The sequence below is a fragment of the Nocardia sp. NPDC055321 genome (assembly GCF_053645575.1).
This window is the reverse complement of record NZ_JBSHMS010000018.1, coordinates 125,227-145,868: the sequence shown is the minus strand read 5'-3', so window position 1 is coordinate 145,868 and position 20,642 is coordinate 125,227. Positions and strand designations below refer to the sequence as shown.

General features: G+C 69.9%; 15 protein-coding genes. 8 read left to right on the top strand and 7 right to left on the bottom strand.

The window, feature by feature from the left end; translation table 11 throughout:
* Nucleotides 1-8 precede the first annotated feature (8 nt).
* Nucleotides 9-3,611 (bottom strand): BTAD domain-containing putative transcriptional regulator, encoded by a 3,603-nt coding sequence (locus tag ACWIGI_RS27800; protein ID WP_454205435.1) that lies wholly within the window; start codon nt 3,609-3,611, stop codon nt 9-11.
* A gap of 336 nt (nt 3,612-3,947) precedes the next feature.
* Here ACWIGI_RS27800 and ACWIGI_RS27795 point away from each other — a divergent pair, with 336 nt between their 5' ends.
* From ACWIGI_RS27795 to ACWIGI_RS27785, 3 genes are all read left to right on the top strand, one after another.
* Complete coding sequence (locus tag ACWIGI_RS27795; RefSeq protein WP_454205434.1) at nt 3,948-4,106, top strand: hypothetical protein; 159 nt, start codon at nt 3,948-3,950, stop codon at nt 4,104-4,106.
* Between the two features lie 151 nt (nt 4,107-4,257).
* Nucleotides 4,258-6,828: an ATP-dependent Clp protease ATP-binding subunit gene (locus ACWIGI_RS27790; protein WP_454205433.1), complete on the top strand. Its 2,571-nt coding sequence runs from the start codon at nt 4,258-4,260 to the stop codon at nt 6,826-6,828.
* Between the two features lie 107 nt (nt 6,829-6,935).
* Nucleotides 6,936-7,439 carry a PaaI family thioesterase gene (locus ACWIGI_RS27785; RefSeq protein WP_454205432.1) on the top strand — a complete coding sequence of 168 codons (504 nt, stop codon included), beginning with the start codon at nt 6,936-6,938 and terminating at the stop codon, nt 7,437-7,439.
* A 28-nt stretch (nt 7,440-7,467) separates the two neighbouring features.
* On the opposite strand, the gene ACWIGI_RS27780 is transcribed toward ACWIGI_RS27785, so the two are convergent.
* The 3 genes from ACWIGI_RS27780 to ACWIGI_RS27770 form a co-directional block, all read right to left on the bottom strand.
* Nucleotides 7,468-8,895 (bottom strand): WGR domain-containing protein, encoded by a 1,428-nt coding sequence (locus ACWIGI_RS27780; protein WP_454205431.1) that lies wholly within the window; start codon nt 8,893-8,895, stop codon nt 7,468-7,470.
* A gap of 99 nt (nt 8,896-8,994) precedes the next feature.
* Nucleotides 8,995-9,861, bottom strand: a complete 867-nt coding sequence (locus ACWIGI_RS27775) for an MIP/aquaporin family protein (RefSeq protein WP_454205430.1) — start codon at nt 9,859-9,861, stop codon at nt 8,995-8,997.
* Nucleotides 9,862-9,922: 61 nt separating this feature from the next.
* Nucleotides 9,923-10,486 carry a GlcG/HbpS family heme-binding protein gene (locus ACWIGI_RS27770; protein WP_454205429.1) on the bottom strand — a complete coding sequence of 188 codons (564 nt, stop codon included), beginning with the start codon at nt 10,484-10,486 and terminating at the stop codon, nt 9,923-9,925.
* A gap of 320 nt (nt 10,487-10,806) precedes the next feature.
* On the opposite strand from ACWIGI_RS27770, the gene ACWIGI_RS27765 reads away from it, so the two are divergent.
* Both ACWIGI_RS27765 and ACWIGI_RS27760 read left to right on the top strand, forming a co-directional pair.
* The gene (locus ACWIGI_RS27765; protein ID WP_454205427.1) at nt 10,807-12,249 is read left to right on the top strand and encodes a sensor histidine kinase; all 1,443 of its coding nucleotides are present in this window, start codon (nt 10,807-10,809) and stop codon (nt 12,247-12,249) included.
* Nucleotides 12,246-12,884, top strand: coding sequence for a response regulator (locus ACWIGI_RS27760; protein ID WP_454205426.1), 639 nt, complete (start codon nt 12,246-12,248; stop codon nt 12,882-12,884). The genes ACWIGI_RS27765 and ACWIGI_RS27760 overlap by 4 nt, the downstream gene beginning before the upstream one ends.
* Nucleotides 12,885-12,970: 86 nt before the next feature.
* On the opposite strand, the gene glpD is transcribed toward ACWIGI_RS27760, so the two are convergent.
* Together glpD and glpK (ACWIGI_RS27750) are read right to left on the bottom strand one after the other, a co-directional pair.
* The gene (gene glpD, locus ACWIGI_RS27755; protein ID WP_454205425.1) at nt 12,971-14,650 is read right to left on the bottom strand and encodes a glycerol-3-phosphate dehydrogenase; all 1,680 of its coding nucleotides are present in this window, start codon (nt 14,648-14,650) and stop codon (nt 12,971-12,973) included.
* A 50-nt stretch (nt 14,651-14,700) separates the two neighbouring features.
* On the bottom strand, nt 14,701-16,230 hold the full coding sequence (glpK, locus tag ACWIGI_RS27750) for a glycerol kinase GlpK (protein ID WP_454205424.1): 1,530 nt from the start codon (nt 16,228-16,230) through the stop codon (nt 14,701-14,703).
* A gap of 150 nt (nt 16,231-16,380) precedes the next feature.
* On the opposite strand from glpK (ACWIGI_RS27750), the gene ACWIGI_RS27745 reads away from it, so the two are divergent.
* The 3 genes from ACWIGI_RS27745 to ACWIGI_RS27735 are packed head-to-tail and all read left to right on the top strand — an operon-like array spanning nt 16,381 to nt 19,550.
* Nucleotides 16,381-17,145 carry an IclR family transcriptional regulator gene (locus ACWIGI_RS27745; RefSeq protein WP_454205423.1) on the top strand — a complete coding sequence of 255 codons (765 nt, stop codon included), beginning with the start codon at nt 16,381-16,383 and terminating at the stop codon, nt 17,143-17,145.
* Nucleotides 17,146-17,191: 46 nt separating this feature from the next.
* On the top strand, nt 17,192-18,706 hold the full coding sequence (glpK, locus tag ACWIGI_RS27740; RefSeq protein WP_454205422.1) for a glycerol kinase GlpK: 1,515 nt from the start codon (nt 17,192-17,194) through the stop codon (nt 18,704-18,706).
* 10 nt (nt 18,707-18,716) lie between these two features.
* Nucleotides 18,717-19,550 (top strand): DUF72 domain-containing protein, encoded by an 834-nt coding sequence (locus ACWIGI_RS27735; RefSeq protein WP_454205421.1) that lies wholly within the window; start codon nt 18,717-18,719, stop codon nt 19,548-19,550.
* 53 nt (nt 19,551-19,603) lie between these two features.
* Here ACWIGI_RS27735 and ACWIGI_RS27730 read toward each other — a convergent pair whose 3' ends face one another.
* A complete protein-coding gene (locus ACWIGI_RS27730; RefSeq protein ID WP_454205420.1) occupies nt 19,604-20,602 on the bottom strand; it encodes an acyl-ACP desaturase in 999 nt (332 codons plus the stop codon).
* Nucleotides 20,603-20,642 lie beyond the last annotated feature (40 nt).

Here is a 20,642-nt window from a genome sequence, read left to right as displayed (position 1 = left end):
GCGCTTATTTACGCGGCGTGCAGCGGCGAATCTCCGGCGCGCGGCAGTTCGGCGCGGATTCGCTCCAGCAGTCCGCTCGCGCGTTCGCGATGGACGTCCCCCGCGCCCGAGTCACCGGCCGCGTCGGCGAGCGCGGCCAGTACCGCGTCCATCGGCCCGAAGGAAGCCATACCGGTTTCGACTCCGATGACCGTGCCGGTATGCGGCAATAGGAATTCGTAGAGCGCCGCAATCGCGTCGGTATTGCCCAGCGCGATCGCGGTATGGGCCCGCAGCGCCGACATCAGCACCGGATACGGTCCGTCGCGCCGCGGGTCGGTGTCGTCGAAAACCGCCCGCGCCGCGTCCAGCCGATCCGCGTGCGCCAGCGCCAGCGCGTACGGCTGCGCCATCACGCTCGGCAGTGCGGCATAGCTCTCGCCGATCCGGTCCACCAGCCCCGAGAGATTCCCGCGCGCCCAGCCGATCGCCGTGGCGCAGAACAACTCCGACTCGGTGGCGTTGGTGCTGCCGGAACGCCGTAGCCGCCTGCCGAATTGCTCGTACAGTCGCTCGGCCTGGGCGACTTCCCCGCGCAGCAGCTCCATGGTGGCGGCGAAACAGCCGACCATGTCCAGCAGCGGCTGCAACTGTCCCTCGTCCGCGCATTCGAGGGTGTGCGCGGCTCGGCGCCCGGCTTCCCGAAGATCGGTGCGCGCCACCGCGACCCGGTAACCCTGGTAATGCGCGAGCGCGCGGTACTCCGCCAGGCCCGCGGCCTCGGCGACCCGCTCCATCTCGGCGGTCAACTCGACGAACTCGGCGTCGTAGTCGAACTCGAGGTAGGTCAGCGCGTTGATCGCCGCGCACACCAGTTCCGCGTCCCCGATCTCGCGCGCCATCGCCAGCGCCTCCCGCGCCAGGGCCTGGCCCGCGTCGTACTCCTCGAGTCCCGCCTCGAACGACGCCGCGATGCGAAGCCGCACCGCGACTTCGGTTTTCGCGATCGACGCGGCGGGGTTCGCGGCCGGGTTCGCCGCTGTCGGGTCCGGTTCGGTGCTCGCCCGCGGGCCGCTGTCGCGGTGCTCGGGAGCCGCGGTCGCGACCGAACCGGCGGACCGCGCCGCGGCCGAGTTGTCCTGAGCCGCGCCGAGTTCCGTGCCGAGGGCGTCGGAACCGCGACCGGTCGTGCCGGTGCGGGCGGGCGGCGGCGCGGACCGCGGCGGGACGGTGTCCAGCGCGGCCAGGGCCCGCGAAAGGGCCTGGCGGACCTGGTGATCCGGGTCACGCCATTCCCGGATGGCCCAGATGACCGGCACCCGCCAGCTGGTCAGCGCGGCGTACAGCAGGTCGTCCTCGCCGAGTCCGTCGGCCATCGTCAGCGCGCGCAGGCGTTCGGCGCGGGCCTCGCCGTGCCGGTTGTCGTAGGCCAGGGCGGTGACCAGCGTGCAGCGCAGCTCGAGCAGGGCCGTGCGATCACCTCGCGCGGCGTGTTCGGAGGTGTGCCCGGCGAGTTCGTGCAGTTGCACGGCCGAGCGCAGGAGCCGGACCGTCTCGCTGCGCATGCGGTGCTTCATCCGGTGCCGGGCCGCCGCCCGGACGTATTCGATGGCGTGCCAGGCGGTTTCGGGGGTCGCGCCGAGGAAGGCGTGCCGGGCGAGCACCTCGGGATCGGGGACCGTCCGGGCGTACTGGCGCGGGGTCTCCAGGAGTTCGAGCGCGGCCCAGTGCATGCGGCCGCGGCGCAGCACCGGGATGCCGAGGTACACCGCGTCGCGAATCAGGGTGTGCTCGAAGTCGATGCGCCCCGAGCCCCGGGTGCCGACCAGTCCGGCCGCCTCGGCGGCGGTCACCAGATCGATCAGCTCGTCCTGCGTGGTGCCGGAGACGGCGGCGAGTGCGCTCAGCTCGATTCCGGTGCCCCAGACCGCGACGTGCCGCAGCACCTCGGTGACGCCCGCGGGCAGGCGCGCGACGCGATCGTCGATGAGCTCGCGGATCGATTCCGGCACCTGTTCCAGATCACCGTGCGCGGCCAGCAGTTTCGCCAGTTCGCGGACGAACAGCGGATTCCCGCCGGTGCGCCGGTGCAGGCGATGCGACAGGTCCTCGTCCACGGGCCGCAGTCCCGCCGCCCGGGCCACCTGCCGGGTGCCCTCGGGGTCCAGCCCGGTGAGCCGGAGCCGCAGCGCGGTCTGCGGGGCCAGCGCGGCGGCGGTGGTGTGCACCCCCGGAACGGCTTCGGATCTGCGGGTGGTCAGCAGGATCAGCACCGGCTCGTCGCGCAGCCAGCTCGCGAGCTGGCGCAGCACCTGCAGGGTGGCGGTGTCGGCGCGATGCACGTCCTCCAGCAGCAGCGCCACCGGGCCCGCCGCCGCACCCGCGCGGCGGCAGCGCTCGGCCAGTGTCCGGGACATACCGAAGGCGTCTGCGGGCGCGGGCGCCGTCCCCGGGGTCGCCGCGCCGTCGAAACCCGCTGTGGCGTCCAGAATCTCGGACCAGGCCCACGCGGGCGGCGCGCCGTCGATTTCGGGGCAGCCGCCGGTCGCCACCTGCCAGCCGGTCGTGGCCAGCGCGCCCAGCGCGGCCTCGGCCAGGGTGGATTTGCCGATGCCCGCCTCGCCGTCGATCCACGCCAGGCGCAGCCCGCCCGAACGGACGGCCTCGGCAAGGGTGAGCAACTCCCCGAGTTCGGCGGTGTACCCGGTGCCGGTCGGCGCGCCGGGGATCTCGATGCCGCTCGCCGATTGTCCTGTGCCGCTGTCGATGCGGGTTCCCAGGCTCGCCGCTGGGCCGGCTCCGGCCGCCGTCCGCTCCGTCCCGGGCGATCGGCGCGGATCCGGGTCCGGCCGCAGTTCGGTGGCGTGGGTGAGGATGGCGCCCTCCAGCTGCCGCAGCGCGGGGGCGGGATCCACGCCGAATTCGCGGCCGAGGAATTCACGGGAGCGGCGAATCGTGGTGAGCGCCTCCAATTGCTGTCCGGTGCGGTATTGCGCGGTGGCCAGCAACCGGACGAGTTCCTCGCGGCCGGGATGTTCGTCGAAGAGTGCGCGGAGTTCGAGAACGACTTCGCCGAAACGTTCGAGTTCGAGTTTGGTCTGGGCGTTCATCTCGATCGCGGTGAGATGCAGATCGGTGAGCCGATCGGTTTCGGCGGCGGCCCATTCGGTATCGGCGAAAGCCTCCAGCGCGGGCCCGTGCCAGTGGCCGAGAACCGTGTCCAGCATCCCGATCCGGCGGGCGGCGTCCGGCCGGGCGGCGGGATTGCTGATGAGTTCCTGATATGCGCGCAACTGCTGTTCGAAATACCAGGCATCCACGGCGTTTTCGGCTATCCGCAGGGAATATCCGGACGATTCGGACACGATGTAGCGGGCGGGCGCGCGCCGGGCCCGCTGCGGTTCCAGTAGTCGCCGCAGGGTGTGGATGTGCACCTGCAGCACCGCGGCGGCCCGGGGCGGCGGTTGTCCCGACCACAGGTCATCGATCAGTCTGTCGGTGGTGACGGCCTGGCCTCGGGCGACGACGAGGCGGCCGAGGACCGCCCGCTGCATCGGCGTTCCCAGCGGTGCGTCGTGACCGTCGAGCGACAGGTGCAGCGGGCCGAGCACTCTGATCTCCGGCCCTGCCATTCCGAACGCCCTTCCTCATCCCCAGCCAACTGGACGTTCGCCGCAAGAAGAGCACTATCCCGCAAAAAGTCGAAGATGCCAAAAGTTTGCGGAAAAGTTGTCCAATAGTTACGACCGGAGAGTGGTGACCCTTGATTCCTGTGCTAGCCGGATGCAATTCGAATGCGTATGAATTCATATGACGGAAACCCCGCCGGAAGTGCACCGGAAGAGCGGCGGCGGATACTTTCGGGTGGAACCAATCGAGGAAGGTGTTGTGGCGTGATACAGCAATGTGATTTCCCCGCAGGCGGATTCGGTATCGGTGGAATCGAGCCGGCGGCTTCGGGGGCGTATGTGGACCGTGACGGTGATATTTGGGAGAAGTCCGGGGACGGCTGGCATCTGCTGTTGCAGCAGGGTGTCGCGGTCGATCCCGACTCCGCGTGGGATTGGACCGAGGGCTGCGTGCGTGATTACGCGCCATTCGCTCCGGTGGTCGCCGAAATTCGCTGACCCGAGCGGGCGGTGTCATCGGGCACGAACTCGTCACGGCCCTTGCCGTGCCGCCGGGGGTCGCTAGGGTGGAGTCGAGTTCGCCAATTGTTTGCTGTTGCGCGGATCGGCTCACTGATTCGGTGCGGCGGCCCGATGCGACGAGGTGACGATGACCCAGAGCTGGCCCGGTTCCCGGGGATCATTCGACTCTTTCGACGACATATTCGAGCGCTTCTTCGGCAACGGCATGGCGTCGCAGCCGCCGGTGCAACGTATCGATCTGACCCGTTTGCTGAGTGAAAGCGCGAAGGCCGTGGTCGACGGCGCCAGGGCGGCCGCGCACGAGTGGGGCAGCGCGGAGATCACCCCCGAACACCTGCTCTACGCCGCCGCCGACATCGAGCCCGGCACGAGCATCATCACCGAGATCGGCCGCGACCCCGGGCAATTGCGCGCCCAGATGCGGGCGGCCGCGGGCAGCGGGGTCGGCGCGCACGGCGCCGGGCACGCCCTGGCGCTGAGCCCCGCGGCCAAGGCCGCCCTGCGCAACGCCCAGCGCAGCGCCGCCGAGGCCGGCAGCAGCTACATCGGGCCCGAGCACATCCTGCTCGGTATCGCCGCCAGTCCCGAGAGCCCGGCCGCCCAGGCCCTGTCCGGCGCCAAGCTGCCCGCCGCGGGCGCGCCCCGCGAACCCAGTGACACCCCGACCCTGGACGAGTACGGCCGCGATCTGACGGCCGAGGCGCGCGCGGGCAAGGTGGACCCGGTGGTGGGCCGCGCCGAGGAGATCGAGCAGACCGTGGAGATCCTCTCGCGGCGGCGCAAGAACAACCCGGTGCTCATCGGCGATCCGGGCGTGGGCAAGACCGCCATCGTGGAGGGCCTGGCCCAGCGCATCGTCAACGGCGACGTGCCCGACACCCTCGCCGGGCGGCGGGTCGTGGCGCTGGACGTGGCGTCGCTGGTGGCGGGCAGCAAGTATCGCGGCGAGTTCGAGGAGCGGCTCACCAAGGTCCTGGACGAGGTGCGCGCGCACTCGGACGAACTGGTGGTCTTCATCGACGAGCTGCACACCATCGTCGGCGCGGGCAGCGGCGGCGAGGGGTCGATGGACGCGGGCAATCTGCTCAAACCCGCGCTCGCCCGCGGCGAATTGCACGCCATCGGCGCGACCACCATCGACGAATATCGCCGATACATCGAGAAGGACGCCGCGCTGGAACGCCGCTTCCAGCCGGTCATGGTGTCCGAGCCCTCGGTGGCCGACACCATCGAGATCCTGCGCGGTCTGGTCGACGTGTACGAGGAGCACCACCAGGTGCGCTACGACGACGAGGCGCTGATCGCGGCGGCCGAACTCTCCGACCGCTATCTCACCGATCGCTTCATGCCGGACAAGGCCATCGACCTCATCGATCAGGCGGGCGCGCGGGTGCGCCTGCGCACGAAAACCCGTGCCCCCGAAGCCCGGGAGCAGCAGGAGGAACTCGAGCGGCTGCGGCGGGAGAAGGACGCCGCGGTCAACGCCGAGGACTACGAGAAGGCCAACCGGCTCAAGGCCGATATCGCCGCGGCCGAGCACGCGGAGACCCCCGCCGATACCGCCGAGCCGCCGGCGGTGACGATCACCGATATCGCCGAGGTGATTTCGCGCCGCACCGGCATCCCGGTCGCCGATCTCACCGCCGAGGAACGGCAGAAACTGCTGAAACTCGAAGAGGTGCTGCACAAACGGGTCATCGGCCAGGACGAGGCCATCGTCGCGGTCGCCGAGGCGGTGCGCCGGGCGCGGGCCGGGTTGAAGGATCCGCAGCGGCCCATCGGCTCGTTCCTGTTCCTGGGCCCGACCGGCGTCGGCAAGACCGAACTGGCGAAAGCGCTGGCGGAGGCCGTCTTCGGGGACGAGGACCGGCTCATCCGCTTCGACATGAGCGAATTCCAGGAGAAGCACACGGTATCCCGGCTGGTCGGCGCGCCGCCCGGCTACGTCGGCTACGACGATGCCGCGCAACTCACCGACAAGGTTCGGCGCCAGCCGTATTCGGTGATCCTGTTCGACGAGGTCGAGAAGGCGCACCCGGACGTGTTCAACGTGCTGCTGCAGTTGCTCGACGACGGCCGGGTCACCGACTCCAAGGGCCGTACCGTCGATTTCAAGAACACGATCGTCATCCTAACCAGCAACATCGGCTCGGACATCATCCTGTCCGCGAAAGACGGTGACCTGGAGGCGATCACCCCGCAGCTGGAGGAGCGCCTGCGCAAGCACTTCCGGCCCGAGTTCCTCAACCGGCTCGACGAGCAGATCGTCTTCCATCGCCTGGATCGAGCGCAGCTCCGGAACATCGTGGATCTGGTGCTCGACGGCACCCGCCGGCGCCTGCGCGCCCAGGACATCGAGCTCGATGTCACCGACGCGGCCATGGACCTGCTCGCGGACACCGGCTATCAACCCGAGTTCGGCGCGCGGCCGCTGCGCCGAACGGTCCAGCGGCAGTTGGACAACAGCCTGTCGAAGCAGATTCTGGACGGCGCGCTGGCCCCCGGCGACACCGTGCGCGTGGACGCCGGCGACGCCGGGCTCGTGGTCGAGGCGGTGCATCGGGACGGGAACCGGACGAGTCAGAGTTCGATCGCGACCGCGGACACGGCCGGGGCGGGCACAGCCGGGGCCGGAAAGGCAGGGGCCGGTAAGGCCGGGGCCGCGCGGAACGGCCGCGGTGGAGGCGGCGAGGACTAGCCGGGCTCGCGTACCGGCCCGGCGCCGCGTCGATTCCGTCGGCGCGGCGCCGTTCGCCGTCCGGGACGTCTCTCGCTTTGCGAACGAATCTGAGTTAACTTGCAGGAATGGAGCTCGATCGCGAATCGGCAGCGTTGCCGTTGGGGGACCTCTTCGCCGAGGGGCCGTTCCCCCCGCACCATGCGGGGTGTTTCGGCTGCGGGCCGTCGAACCTGTCCTCGCCGCGCATGGTGTTCGAGCGGCGCGGAAACACCGTGCGTGCGGCCTTCACCCTCGACGAACGGCATCAGGGCGCGCCCGGTGTGGCGCACGGCGGCATGATCGCCGCGGCACTGGACGAGGCGTCGGGGGCGTTGCTGCTGCCGCTGCGGCAGCCGGCGGTCACCGCGAAGCTGGATGTCGACTTTCGGGCGCCCGCGCGGCTGGGCAGGGAATTCGTCGTTACTTCCTGGTTGACCGCGGCCCAGCGGCGCAAGCTCTTCATCGAATCCGAGCTGACCGATGGCGACCTCGTGATCGCCACCGGCCGGGCCATTTTCGTGAAGGTCGAGCAGGAGCACTTCGTGAATCTCGGCGCGAATCCGGGGGAGCTGTTCAGCTCCCAGCGGTAGCGCCGGAAGTGCCCGGCGGGGCGGTGATTCAGCCCAGGCGGCGGATGTCACCGCGCACGCGGTAGAAGCCGCCGCGCGCCGATTCGCTGATCGAGTCGACGACGTAGCGCGCGCCCGCCTCGCGAATGTCGCGGGGGAACTGCACGTTCCAGCCCCGCTCGTAGCCGGCGGAGACCACGTGCACGCGCAATCCGCCGCCGGTGTTCACGCATTCCACCACGACGCCGTCACCGGCCTCGGCGATGACTTCCACGGTGGCGCTGGGGGTCACGGCCGAGAACTCCGGGGCCTTCACCGACACCGTCTCCGGCAGCACGCCCTGCTCGGCGTCGCGAATGGCGGTCTCGCTCACGTCCAGGCACGCCAGCGAGCCGTTGGTGGTCACCAGGTACAGCTTCTCGTCGTGGTACTGCATGGAGTACGCCGAGCCGCAGCCGGTGCCCAGCTTCCACAGTCGCTGCCCGCTCGCGTCGAAGCAGTAGACCGAGGAGTAGTTGTCGCCGGCGAAGACGTAGCGCCCGTCCGGGGAAGTGGCACAGGAGAACACGGCCTTGTCGCACTGGTAGGTGCGCTCGGACTGCCCGTTCTTGGCCACCATGCGCACCTGGTTGTGGCTGGTGCCCGCGTAGACCGCGTCGGCCTCCTGCCAGCCGAACAGCACCGAGCCGCCGGTCTTGACGTCCCATTCGTTCTTACCGGTGGCCAGGTCGTACTTGGTGACGCCGTTCGAATGGCCGTGGTACACACCGGCATCGTCGATGCGCACCATCCAGCCGGAGTTGCCGGTGCTCTTGCGGGTCCAGAGCGACTCTTCCTCGTGGTCGATGACGGTGAGCCCGCCCTGGCGATCGGAGACGCCCAGGGTGCCGTCGTGAATGTCGAGCCAGTAGATGTCGACGTCGGTGGCGATGTCGTAGGCCGCGCGCGGCACCTTGCCGGACAGATCGTAGACGCGGCCGTCGTCGCAGCCCGCGTAGATCCAGAAGTCGTCGGCGACAATGCATTTCACGGCGTTCGGGAGCTGGAAGCGGCCGGTCACCTCGCCGCCGGGGGTCAGGGTGAACACGTCGCCGTTCTCGTTGCCCACCCAGCAGCGGTGCTCGTCCACGAAGATGCCGAAGGCGGCCGCCCCGGAATCGAAGGACCACAGCACGGGGGCCGATTTGGCGGTGGAGCGCCGGGAGACGATGGCCCGGCGGGTGACCGGGCGCTTGCCGCGCGCGCCCATCACGGCGGGGGCGTAGCCCTTGCGGACCTTCTCGCCGATCTTCTTGGCAGCCGCGGCGTTCGCCTTCTCCGCGGTGGCGAACGAGCTCACCTTGGCGGTGCCGCTCTCACCGATGCGCCCGTATCGAATGGTGACCTGGGTATCGGCCACCACCACCTCGTAGAACTTGTGTGCCGAACCGCTGTCTTCCGACAGTTCCAGGTAGTGGGTGGTGGCCGTAGTGCTCATCCGCGTCTCGCTCCGTGCTTTTCGCTGCTCGTCGATGTGGTACGAGGCGAAAACTAGCAAGTCTCACCGACATTCGGGGAACGAGCCGGAAAGCCCTGCTCAGAGGTACAGCTGCGCGACCAGTCCGGCGAGCGCGCCGCCGAGCAGCGGGCCGAGCACCGGGACCCAGGAGTAGGCCCAGTCGGGGTTCTTGTGGTGCGAATCGGCCTGCGCGGGCAGCTGTTCCGGCATGCGCTCGGCGACGCCCCGGCCCGCGTCGGCCGGGACCCGCTGCGGTGCGTGGCGCACCGCGCGACCGGTCGGCAGCAGCGCGTAGGCGATGCGGGGGCCGAGGTCGCGGGCGGGGTTGATCGCGTACCCGGTCGGCCCGCCCAGCGACGCGCCGATGCCCACCACCAGCAGGGCCGCGGCCAGCGGTCCGAGCCCGCTCGGCGTGTGCCCGAAGGCCAGGATGACGAAGACCAGCGCGAAGGTGGCGATGACCTCGGTCAGGAAATTCCACCGGTAGGAGCGGATGGCCGGGCCGGTGGCGAAGACCGCCAGTTTCTTGGCGTCGTCGGGTTCGGCGTCGAAATGCTGTTTGTAGGCGGCGAAGGCGGCGCACGCTCCGGCGAACGCGCCGGCCAATTGGCCGGACAGGTAGGCGACGGTGTTGCCGAAGGTCACCGGCACGCCGGGTGCGTAGTCGGCCGATCCGGCGAAGAGGTTGCCGATGGTGACGGCGGGATTGAGATGCCCGCCGGTCTTGTAGGCCACGTACACGCCCGCGAACACCCCGAGACCCCAGCCGAAGGTGATGAGCAGCCAGCCGCCTTCGTACCCCTTGGATTTGGCCAGCAACGCGTTGGCGACCACGCCCGCTCCGAGCAGAATCAGGATGCCGGTGCCCAGTGCCTCGCTGATGAAAATCGAGCTGAAGTCCATGCTGGAACCTCCGGTCGGGGTGTCGTCCGCGGGAACGGCCATACCGGATCAGACTCTACGGTTTTCATTTCCGCAAATCCCTGGGAACACGCGTGCGGCAGGGTCAGCCGCCGAGTGCGGCGACGCCGGCCCGCGCGAACTTCTCGTCCAGATCCCCGCTCGGCGCACCCGCCACGCCGATGCCCGCGACCGGCGCGCCCTTCGCGGCCACCGGGGCGCCGCCGCCCAGGAACAGCGTGCCGGGGATGTCGGCCAGCTGCGGTGCGGACGACAACCGGCCGGCCAGCTCGGAGGTCGGCGCGTTCCAGGACACCGCGGTGAACGCCTTCTCCCGGGCGGCGTCGTAGGACTGCGGGCCGGCGCCGTCGCCGCGCAACTGCACCAGGGTGTTGCCGTTGCGGTCGACCACGGCCACGCTGACCCGCTGGTTGTCCCGCTGCGCCGCGTCCAGCGCGGCCTGCGCCGCCTTCGTGGCGGCCGCGATGGTCAGGTGCGTGCTCTGCTGCAGATTGCCGTCGGAGGCGTCCGCGACGACCGGCGCTTTCGTCGCGGGATCGGTGCCCTCGGCGTTCGAGGCGACCACGCCCACGACGCCCGCGGTGGCGGCGACGGCCGCGACGCCGCCGACCAGGAGCCGGGTCCGGAGGCTGATGCTCTTGGTGTTCATGGTGTTTCCCTCGCGTTGTCGGGTGCCGCGGCCGGTGCCGCCGGTTCCCCACCCATACTTCGGCTCCGAGCGCGCCCCGCCATCGACGCGGCGGCTACATCCGCGACCCCGCCCGGCCGACACCCGGGTCAGCCGATCGGTTGATCCCGAAACCGCCCGAACCCGGCACAATGAGCTGTTCGACCGGCTTGGATACCTGGTCACCGGCTCATGGGCCACGGAGTCACCGGTTCGCGGGCCGTTGCGCCACGGGTTCGGAATCGCGAGCCCGGACCGCGAATGATCGAAAGCTCGGGCCAACCGGGTCGCAAGACCGATTCATGCCGGGTCGAGGACCGGGCCGCTCGCAGGAGGTGATCACCACGCACAACCGAACACAGGCCGCTCCTGACCCGCGCAGGCTCGGCCTCACCATGGACATCGCCTTCTACGTCCTGCTGGCCGCCTCCCTGGCCCGCTTCCTGATTCGCCATCAGGACACCCCGCGAACCCCGTGGGTGGTCGCCCTCTCGCTGGTCCTGGCCGTTCTCTACGCCCTCGGTTCGCATCGCACCGCCACCTATGACCCGGCGAAATCCGCCCGGCCCGGGCAGGGTGACACTCCTCGGCCGGACTCCGTGGGGCGTGGCGTCGAACCGGCATCGGCGGAAGTCGTCGAATCCCCGGCGGACGCGACGCACGGTGGTGGGGCTGTGCGCACGGCATCTCATCGGCCGCGACCATCGGGCGAACGAGCGGATTCCGTCGATGCCGCTGCGGCCGAGCCGCTTTCGCGGGTCGGCCCGGTCGACGGGCGTGCGGCGCTGTGGCTGGGATTGGTCATCGCGGTGTGGGCGGTGCTCGTACTGCTCGGCCCGAGTTTCGCGTGGTGCGCGGTCCCGCTGCTGTATCTGGCGCTGCGGATCCTGCCGTTGCGGATCGCGGTGGCGGCGGTGGTCGCGCTGACCGTGCTGATCGTCGTGACCCAGGTGCGCCTGGCCGGGTGGCTGGACCCGAACGTGCTGCTCGCACCGCCGGCCGTCGCCGCGGTGGCGACGGCGACGTTCGTGTTCATGCGCCGCCAGACCGAGCGGCAGGCCGCGCTCATCGACGACCTGATGCGTACCCGGGCGGAGTTGGCGGGCAGCGAGCGGCGCGCGGGCATGCTCGCCGAGCGGCAGCGCGTGGCCATGGAGATACACGACACGCTGGCGCAGGGACTTTCGAGCCAGGGCATGCTGCTGCAGGCCGCGGACCGGGTGTGGGACGCCGAGCCGGAGCGGGCGCGGGCGCACGTGCGCGCCGCCGCCGGGGTGACCGAGCGGAACCTCGCCGAGGCCCGGCGCTTCGTCCACGATCTCGCCCCGGCCGAACTGGCCGAGAACGGTTCGCTGGCAGCGGCTTTGCGCACCCTGGCCGACCGCGCGGCCGAGGACGGCATCGCCGCGAGTTTCGCGAGCGACGGCGCGCCCGTGGAGCCGCCCGCGCGCGTCGCGGCCGCGCTGCTGCGCATCGCCCAGGGCGCGCTGGCCAATGCGCGTGAGCACGGTGCGGCGCGGACGGTGACGCTCACCCTGACCCACCTGGGCGACCAGATCGTGCTCGACGTCGCCGACGACGGGCGCGGCTTCGATCCGGGCGCCGTAGCCGCCACCGGTGAACGCGGGCACGGGATTCCGGCGATGCGGGCCCGGCTGCGGCAGTTCGGCGGCACGCTCACCATAGAATCCGCGCCGGGCGAGGGCACGGTGCTCTCGGCCGCCATACCCCTGGAGGCGTCGTGACCGCCGAATCCCCTGTGCGCCTGATCATCTGCGACGACCACGCGGTGGTGCGCGCGGGCCTGCTCGCGCTGCTGGGCAGCGCCCCGGGCATCGAGGTGATCGGCGAGGCGGGCAGCGGGCCCGAGGCGGTGGCCCTGGCCGAACGGCTGCGCCCCGACGTCGTGCTCATGGATCTGCAACTGGGCGGGGACATGGACGGCGCCGAAGCCACCCGCCGCATAACGGCTCTCCCGTCCCCGGCCCCGCGCGTGCTGGTGCTGACCACCTACGACACCGACGCCGACATCACCCGCGCGATCTCCGCGGGCGCGACGGGCTACCTGCTCAAGGCCGAGAGCGCCGACGAGCTGTTCGCCGCGATTCACGCTGCCGCACAAGGCCGTACGGCGCTGTCCCCACCGGTGGCCCAGCGCGTCATGTCCCAGCTGCGCCACCCCAAACCCAGCCTGACGGCCCGCGAACTGGACATCCTGGCCCAGCTGGCCCGGGGCTCGGGGAACCGCGAGATAGCCCGCGCCCTGCACATCAGCGAGGCGACGGTGAAAACCCATCTGGGCCGCATCTACGACAAACTCGGCGTCGACACCCGCGCCGCGGCGGTCGCCGTGGCGAACGAACAACGCCTACTGCCCTGAATCCGCCGTTGCTGCCGGTACCGGAGGCGCGAAGAAAGCCGTGCCGCACCGGTGTCCCGGTGCGGCAGGGCTTTTCGGGCGTTCGGTCAGGCCGTCGCGACCAGGCGGGCCGCGTTGGCCGCCTCGTCGTCGATCGCCTCGTTGGCGGCGAGCTCGGCGTGCACGCGGTCGTAGTAGCGGTTGATCTCGGTGTTGGCGCGCTCGCCGTCCCAATCCAGGTGCGGGGCGATCAGGGTGGCGATCTCCGGGGCCGCCTTCAGGCCGCGGTCGGGCACCTCGATCGAGATGCGGGTCCGGCGGGTGAGGATGTCGTCCAGGTGCAGGGCGCCCTCGTGGGTGACCGCGTAGACGGCCTCGGCCCCGATGTAGTCGTCGGCACCCGGAATCGGCTGCGCCAGTGCGGGATCGGCGGCGATCAGTTCGAAGATGCCCCCGCTCAGCGAGCCGTAGCGGCCGAGCAGGTGGTGCACGGTCTCGACCGGCAGCCCGGTACGGGCGGCCACGCCGGACGCGTCGTCCAGCATCTCGCGGTAGCCCACCGCGCCCAGGACGGGCACGTTCTCGGTGCTGGACGCCGGCACGTCGCCGCCCAGTCGCGCGGCGGCCGCGTCGACCACGTCCGAGGCCATCACCCGGTAGGTGGTGTACTTGCCGCCCGCGATGACGAACAGGCCCGGCGCGGGCTCGGCCACCGCGTGCTCGCGCGAGAGCTTGGAGGTCTCCTTCGACGCGCCGGTCATCAGCGGGCGCAGCCCCGCGTACGTACCGACGATGTCCGCGCGCGTGAGCGGTTCGCGCAGCAGCGAATTGATGTGATCCAGGATGTACTGCACATCGGCCGCGCTGGCGGTCGGATGGTTCTTGTCCAGCGACCATTCGGTGTCGGTGGTGCCGATGATCCAGTGCTCCGCCCACGGAATCACGAACAGCACGGACTTCTCGGTGCGCATGATCAGGCCGGTGTCCATGTTCAGCCGTTCGCGCGGCACCATGATGTGCACGCCCTTGGACATCCGCACGTGGAACGGGAATTCGACGCCGGTCATCTGGATCATGTCGTCGGTCCACACGCCGGTGGCGCTGATGACGGTCCGGGCCCGGATGGTGTGCGCCGCACCGGTTTCCAGATCGGTGACCCGCGCGCCGACGATGCGCTCGCCGTCGCGCAGCAGCCCGGTGACCCGGGTGCGGGTCAGCACTGTCGCCCCGTGCTCGGCGGCGGTGCGGGCCAGCGTCATGGTGTGCCTGGCGTCGTCGACCTGCGCGTCGTAGTAGCGGATCGCGCCGGTCATGGCGTCGTCCTTGAGCGCGGGCGCCAATTCCAGTGCGCCGGTGCGGGTCAGGTGCTTGTGCATGGGCACCGAGCGCGCGCCGCCGAGGGTGTCGTACAGCGCGACCCCGGCGCCGATGTAGGCGCGTTCCCAGACCCGGTGCTGCAGCGGGAACAGGAAGGACACCGGGCGCACCAGGTGCGGCGCGAGCTTGCTCAGCAACAGCCCGCGCTCCTTCAAAGCCTCACGGACCAGGGCGAAGTCGAGCTGCTCGAGGTAGCGCAGCCCGCCGTGGATGAGTTTGGAGGACCGGCTCGAGGTCCCCGCGGCGAAATCGCGGGCCTCGACCAGGGTGACGGACAGGCCGCGCGCGGCCGCGTCCAGGGCGGCGCCGGCTCCGGTTACCCCGCCACCGATGACCAGGACGTCGATCTCGGTGTCGCCGAGCGCATCGATGGCCCGGGCGCGGTAGGCGGGATCCAGTTGTGCGGACACGAAATTGCTCCTTGTTATCGGTTGAGCGGTGATCGAAGGTACGGGGGGATTCAGTCCTGGTCGTCGTCTATATCGACCCAGTCCAGGGTTCGTGAAACAGCTTTGAGCCACCGGGCGTAGCCGCGTTCGCGGCGCTCGGTCGACCAGGTGGGCTCCCAGCGCCGGTCCTCGTGCCAGTTGGCGACCAGTTCGTCGGTGTTGTTCCAGAACCCGACCGCCAGACCCGCCGCGTATGCCGCACCGAGCGCGGTGGTTTCGGGGACCCGCGGCCGGGAGACCGGCACGCCGAGGAAGTCGGCCTGGATCTGCATGGCCAGTTCGTTCGCGGTGACGCCGCCGTCCACCCGCAGGGTGGCGAGCCGCACACCGGAATCGCGCTGCATGGCCTCGACCACGTCGCGGGTCTGGTAGCAGATGGATTCCAGTGTGGCCCTTGCCAGATGGGCGTTGTTGCTGAAGCGCGACAGGCCGACGATGGCGCCGCGGGCATCGGGCCGCCAGTACGGGGCGAACAGTCCGGAGAACGCGGGCACGAAGTACACCCCGCCGGTGTTCTCGACCGATTCGGCGAGCGATTCCACATGCGCCGCACCGGAAATGATGCCCAGCTGATCGCGCAGCCACTGCACGGCCGAACCGGTGACCGCGATCGAGCCCTCGAGCGCGTACACCGGCTTGTCGTCGCCGAACTGGTAGGCGACGGTGGTGAGCAGGCCGTGCTGCGAGTGCACGATATCGGTACCGGTATTGAGCATCAGGAAATTCCCGGTGCCGTAGGTGTTCTTGGCCTCACCCGGCCGGAAGCACACCTGCCCGACGGTGGCGGCCTGCTGATCGCCGAGCACTCCGGCGATGAGCACCGAGCCCTTGAACGGCCCGTCCGGGTTGGTGCGACCGAACCCCTCGGGGTCGGCGGACGGCGCGATGCGCGGCAGCATGGCGCGCGGTACACCGAAGATCTCCAGCAATTCCTCGTCCCAGTCCAGGGTTTCGAGGTTCATGAGCATGGTGCGCGAGGCGTTGGTGACGTCGGTGACGTGTTCGCCGCCGCGCGCCCCGCCGGTGAGGTTCCAGATGAGCCACGAGTCCGGGGTGCCGAACAGGGCGTCACCGCGTTCGGCGGCCGCGCGCACGCCCTGGACGTTGTCCAGGATCCACTTCAGCTTGCCGCCCGAGAAGTACGGCGCCGGTGGCAGACCCGAGCGCTGCCGGATGGTGTCGCCGTGCCCGGCCCGGTTCACCTCGGCGATGATGCGGTCGGTGCGGGTGTCCTGCCAGACGATGGCGTTGTAGTACGGGCGGCCGGTGCGGCGGTCCCAGACCAGGGTGGTCTCGCGCTGATTGGTGACCCCGACCGCGGCCAGATCGTCGGCGGTCAGGTCGGCCGCGGCGAGCGCGGTCTTGATGACGGTGCGGCTGCGTTCCCAGATCTCGGCGGGATTGTGTTCCACCCAGCCGGCCTGCGGCAGTATCTGCTCGTGCTCGAGTTGATGCCGGGCAACCACGTTCCCGCCGTGGTCGAACACCATGAATCGCGTGGAGGTCGTGCCCTGATCGATGGCTCCGACGTACTGCGTCATCGCGGTCCCTTTCCGGAGACTCGTCGTTGAGTCCGTTTGCCCTGGTGAGCTGGTCGCCGCCGAGCTCTACGTCCACGCTACGAAGGGGTGGCCTGCACCGACAGAGTCTCCGTTCGACAATGCTGAACGGTTTGCTGGTAGGTTACGGGCATGCCGGGTCCGATTCAGTCGATCGAACGTGCGGCGGCCGTGTTGCGCCTGCTCGCGCGGGGATCCGGGCGGATGGGAGTCGGCGAGATAGCGGTGGCGCTCGGGCTGGCCAAGCCGACCGCGCACGGCATCCTGCGCACCCTGCAGGGGGTCGGATTCGTCGATCAGGATCCGGCCACCGGTAAGTATCGGCTCGGCGGCGGGCTCACCGAACTCGGCTCGCCGTACATCGACGTGAACGAACTGCGATCGCGGGCGATCAATCGCGCGGACACGCTCGCCGCGCGGACGGGGGAGTCGGTGCGGATCGCCGCGCCGGTGCACGGCGCGATCACGGTGGTGCACCACGTCTTCCGCCCGGACAACACCGCGCAGGCGCTCGAGGTGGGCCAGGTCCTGCCGCCGTACGCCACCGCGCTGGGCAAGGTGCTGCTGGCCTACGACGCCGAGCTCGCGGCGGCGGTGCGCGAGGGCGGGCTGCCCGCGCTGACCCACCGCACGATCACCGCGCCCGCGGAACTGGGCCGCGCGCTCACCGAGATCCGGCGCACCGGCTGGGCGGGCGATGTCGGCGAGTTCCGTTCGGGGGAGGCGGGTCTGGCCGCGCCGATCCGGGGCCGCGGCGGTCTCGTGGTCGGCGCGCTCGGCATCACCGGCGCGATCGACCGGCTGTGCGACGGCCAGCTGCGCCCGCGGCCCGCGCTGGTCGACCTCGTCCGAGATGCGGCGCACGCCGTTTCACGCGATCTTGGTGGTGCACAGTGATTTTCGCGACCGAGGTGATCGTCACGCCCGACAGGAGTGAACACCCATGACCCAGCGGTACGTGCTCGCCATCGATCAGGGCACCACGTCGACCCGATGCATCCTGTTCGACCAGCGGGCGCGCCTGGCCGGGGTGGCACAGCGCGAGCAGCGCCAGCACTACCCCAAACCCGGGTGGGTGGAACAGGACGCGCTCGAGATCTGGCGCAACGTCGAACGGGTGGTGCCCGCCGCGCTGCGGGATTCGGGCATCGCGGTGGATCAGGTGGCGGCGATCGGCATCGCCAATCAGCGTGAGACCACCGTGGTCTGGGATCGCCGCACCGGGACACCCATCGGCCGGGCCATCGTCTGGCAGGACGTGCGCACCGAGGAGCTGGTCCGGAATCTGCGGGAAACGCCGGGCGCGGAACGCATTCGGGAACTGTGCGGGCTGCCCCTGGCGACCTACTTCGCCGCCCCGCGACTGCGCTGGCTGCTGGACAACGTGCCCGGGTTGCGCGACCGCGCCGAACGCGGCGACGTGCTCTTCGGCACAATGGAGACCTGGCTGGTCTGGAACCTCACCGGCGGCGCGGATCACGGCGTGCACGTCACCGACGTCACCAACGCCGGGCGCACCCTGCTGATGAATCTCGAAACCCTGGACTGGGACGCGGAACTGCTCCGCTTCTTCGATATCCCGCGGGCGATGCTGCCCCGCATCGAACCCTCCACCGGCGAGTTCGGCGTGGCCCGGCGGGTGGCCCCCGGCGTGCGCATCGCGGCCGCGCTCGGCGATCAGCACGCGGCGCTGTTCGGGCAGACCTGTTTCGCGCCCGGTGAGACCGAATGCACCTACGGCACCGGCGGTTTCCTGCTCATGAACACCGGGCGCGAGCTGATCCGATCCCAGCACGGCCTGCTCACCACCATCGGCTACCAGGTGGGCCCGGAGCCGGTGTACGCCCTGGAGGGCCCGATCGCCGTCACCGGTTCCCTGGTGCAGTGGCTGCGGGACAACATCGGCCTGATCGCCAGCGCGCCCGAGATCGAAACCCTCGCGGGCACGGTCGAGGACAACGGCGGCTGCTACCTGGTGCCCGCGTTCTCGGGGCTGTACGCGCCGCACTGGCGCAGTGACGCCCGGGGCCTGCTCATCGGGCTCACCTCGTACGTCAACCGGGGTCATATCGCCCGCGCGGTGCTCGAGGCCACCGCCTGGCAGACCCGCGACGTGGTCGAGGCCATGAACGCCGACTCCGGGCTGCACGCCGCGGCGCTGCGGGTGGCGGGCGGTATGACCTCGGACAACCTGCTGATGCAGATCGTGGCCGACGCCCTGGACATACCGGTCATGCGGCCGATCGTGGCCGAGACCGTCTCGCTGGGCGCGGCCTACGCGGCGGGCCTGGCGGTCGGGTACTGGCCGGATCTGCAGGGCCTGCGCCACAACTGGCGGGTGGCGGCCCAGTGGGTGCCGCGCATGGATCCCCGCCTGCGGGCCGCCGAGTACGAGAACTGGCAGCGGGCGGTGCAGCTTACCTTCGGTTGGCTGCGCCTGGAGAAGCCCTTGACCTAACGTGAAAGGTATGCGGTTGTACGTGGGGTGCGCGATGTGGACTCATCCGGAATGGCAGGAGAAACCTCTTCCCCCGGCGGAGCGGCTGCGCACCTATTCCTCGTGGTGCAATGCGGTGGAAGGGAATACGACGTTCTACGCCACTCCACAGCGCCGGACCGTGGAATCCTGGGCGCGCCAGACGGATCCGGACTTCCGGTTCGTGATGAAGTTGCCGCGCACCGTCACTCATGATCGTCGCCTCGCCGGTATCGACGACGAGATGAACGCCTTCCTGGACGCGGTGGAGCCGCTGGGCCGCCGCCTGCACGCGCTGTGGGTGCAGCTGCCGGGCTCGTTCACCGATCTGCGGGCGCTGGCCACCCTGCTGGACGGGCTGCCCCCGCACTACCGGGTGGCGGTCGAGGTGCGCCATCCCGCCTTCTTCGACAACCACCGGGCGATAGCGCAGCTGGAGTCGGTGCTGGAATACGCGGGCGCGGAATGGATTCCGTTCGACACCACGACGCTGTTCGCGAGTCCCGCGCGCAGCGCGGCCGAACACGAGGCGCAGTCGAAGAAGCCGCGACTGCCGGCGCGGACCGGCGCCCTGACCAAGTTCCCGATCGTGCGCTACCACGGCCGGGACGACACGGCCGCGACGATCGCGGGCTGGCAGCCCTGGGTCGAGCAGACGGTGACCTGGCTGCGGGAGGGCCGCTCGCCGACGGTCTTCATCCACACCCCGGACAACGCCGGGTCCCGCGCCCTGTCCCGCCGGTTCCACGACGAGGTCCGGGCGCGGGTGCCCGAACTGGAGCCGTTGCCGACCCCCGTACCCACCGATCCCATGACGCTGTTCTGAGCGGGCGGCGCCGTCCCGCCTCCCGATCCGGCGCCGTCGGACGTCCGCCGCCGTCACCCGATCAGCAGCGAATCCCGTTCCCGCCGTTGTGCTTCGCGCGCGAGCGAACGGTCCCGCTGCTCCTCGAACCGCAGCACGTCCCGTTCGAGTCGCTCGATGAATTCCCCGAGCTCGTTGCGCAGTTCGTCGCCGCGCGCACCGAAATCGGTGCGGTCCCAGATGTTCCACTTCTTCAGCACCGGACAGATGACCTCTTCCAGATGCTGGCGCAGGTCGTAGATGCCGTGCTTGGCCATCAGCACGCCGTTGCGGCGGAAGTTCGGCATGCCCGCACCGGGCATCTGGAACTCGGTGATGACGTGCACGATGGCCTGCATCGCCTGGTCGGGCGAGACGTCGAGGGCGGCGCCGCACATATTGCGGTAGAAGATCATGTGCAGGTTCTCGTCGGCGGCGATGCGCTGCAGCATCTTGTCCGCTATGGGGTCATTGCAGACTTTGCCGGTATTGCGGTGAGAAACACGCGTGGCCAACTCTTGAAAAGTGACATACGCGACGGAGTACATGAATCCGGCGGCAACCTGAATGGCGTTGGTGCCCAGCCGTTTCTGAACCAGACCGGTCGGATTGTATCCACCGGTCATGTGCGTCATGCGCGCCTGTTCCAGGGCCTCGGGATCCACGCCGCGGGTGACCACCAGGTAGTCGCGCAGCACGATGCCGTGCCGGTTCTCCTCGGCCGTCCAGCGGCCCACCCACGTACCCCAGGGTCCGTCCTGGGAGAAGTTCTCGGCGATCTCCCGGTGGTAGCTGGGCAAATTGTCCTCGGTGAGAAGATTGGTGATCATCGCCGCCTTGGCGACTTCGCTGAGAACGGACTGCTCAGGGTCCCAATCGCTGCCTCCCATTGCTGAGAAGTTGCGACCCTGATCCCACGGCACATAGTCGTGCGGATGCCAGTCCTTGGCCATGGATAGATGCCTGTTCACATTTTGTTCGGCAATCGGTTCCAGCTCGATGAGCAACTCGAGCTGCGTCAGATTCCTGGCCACGGTCGTGTGCCTCCCTCGAAATGACTCGGCGCTAGGGAAT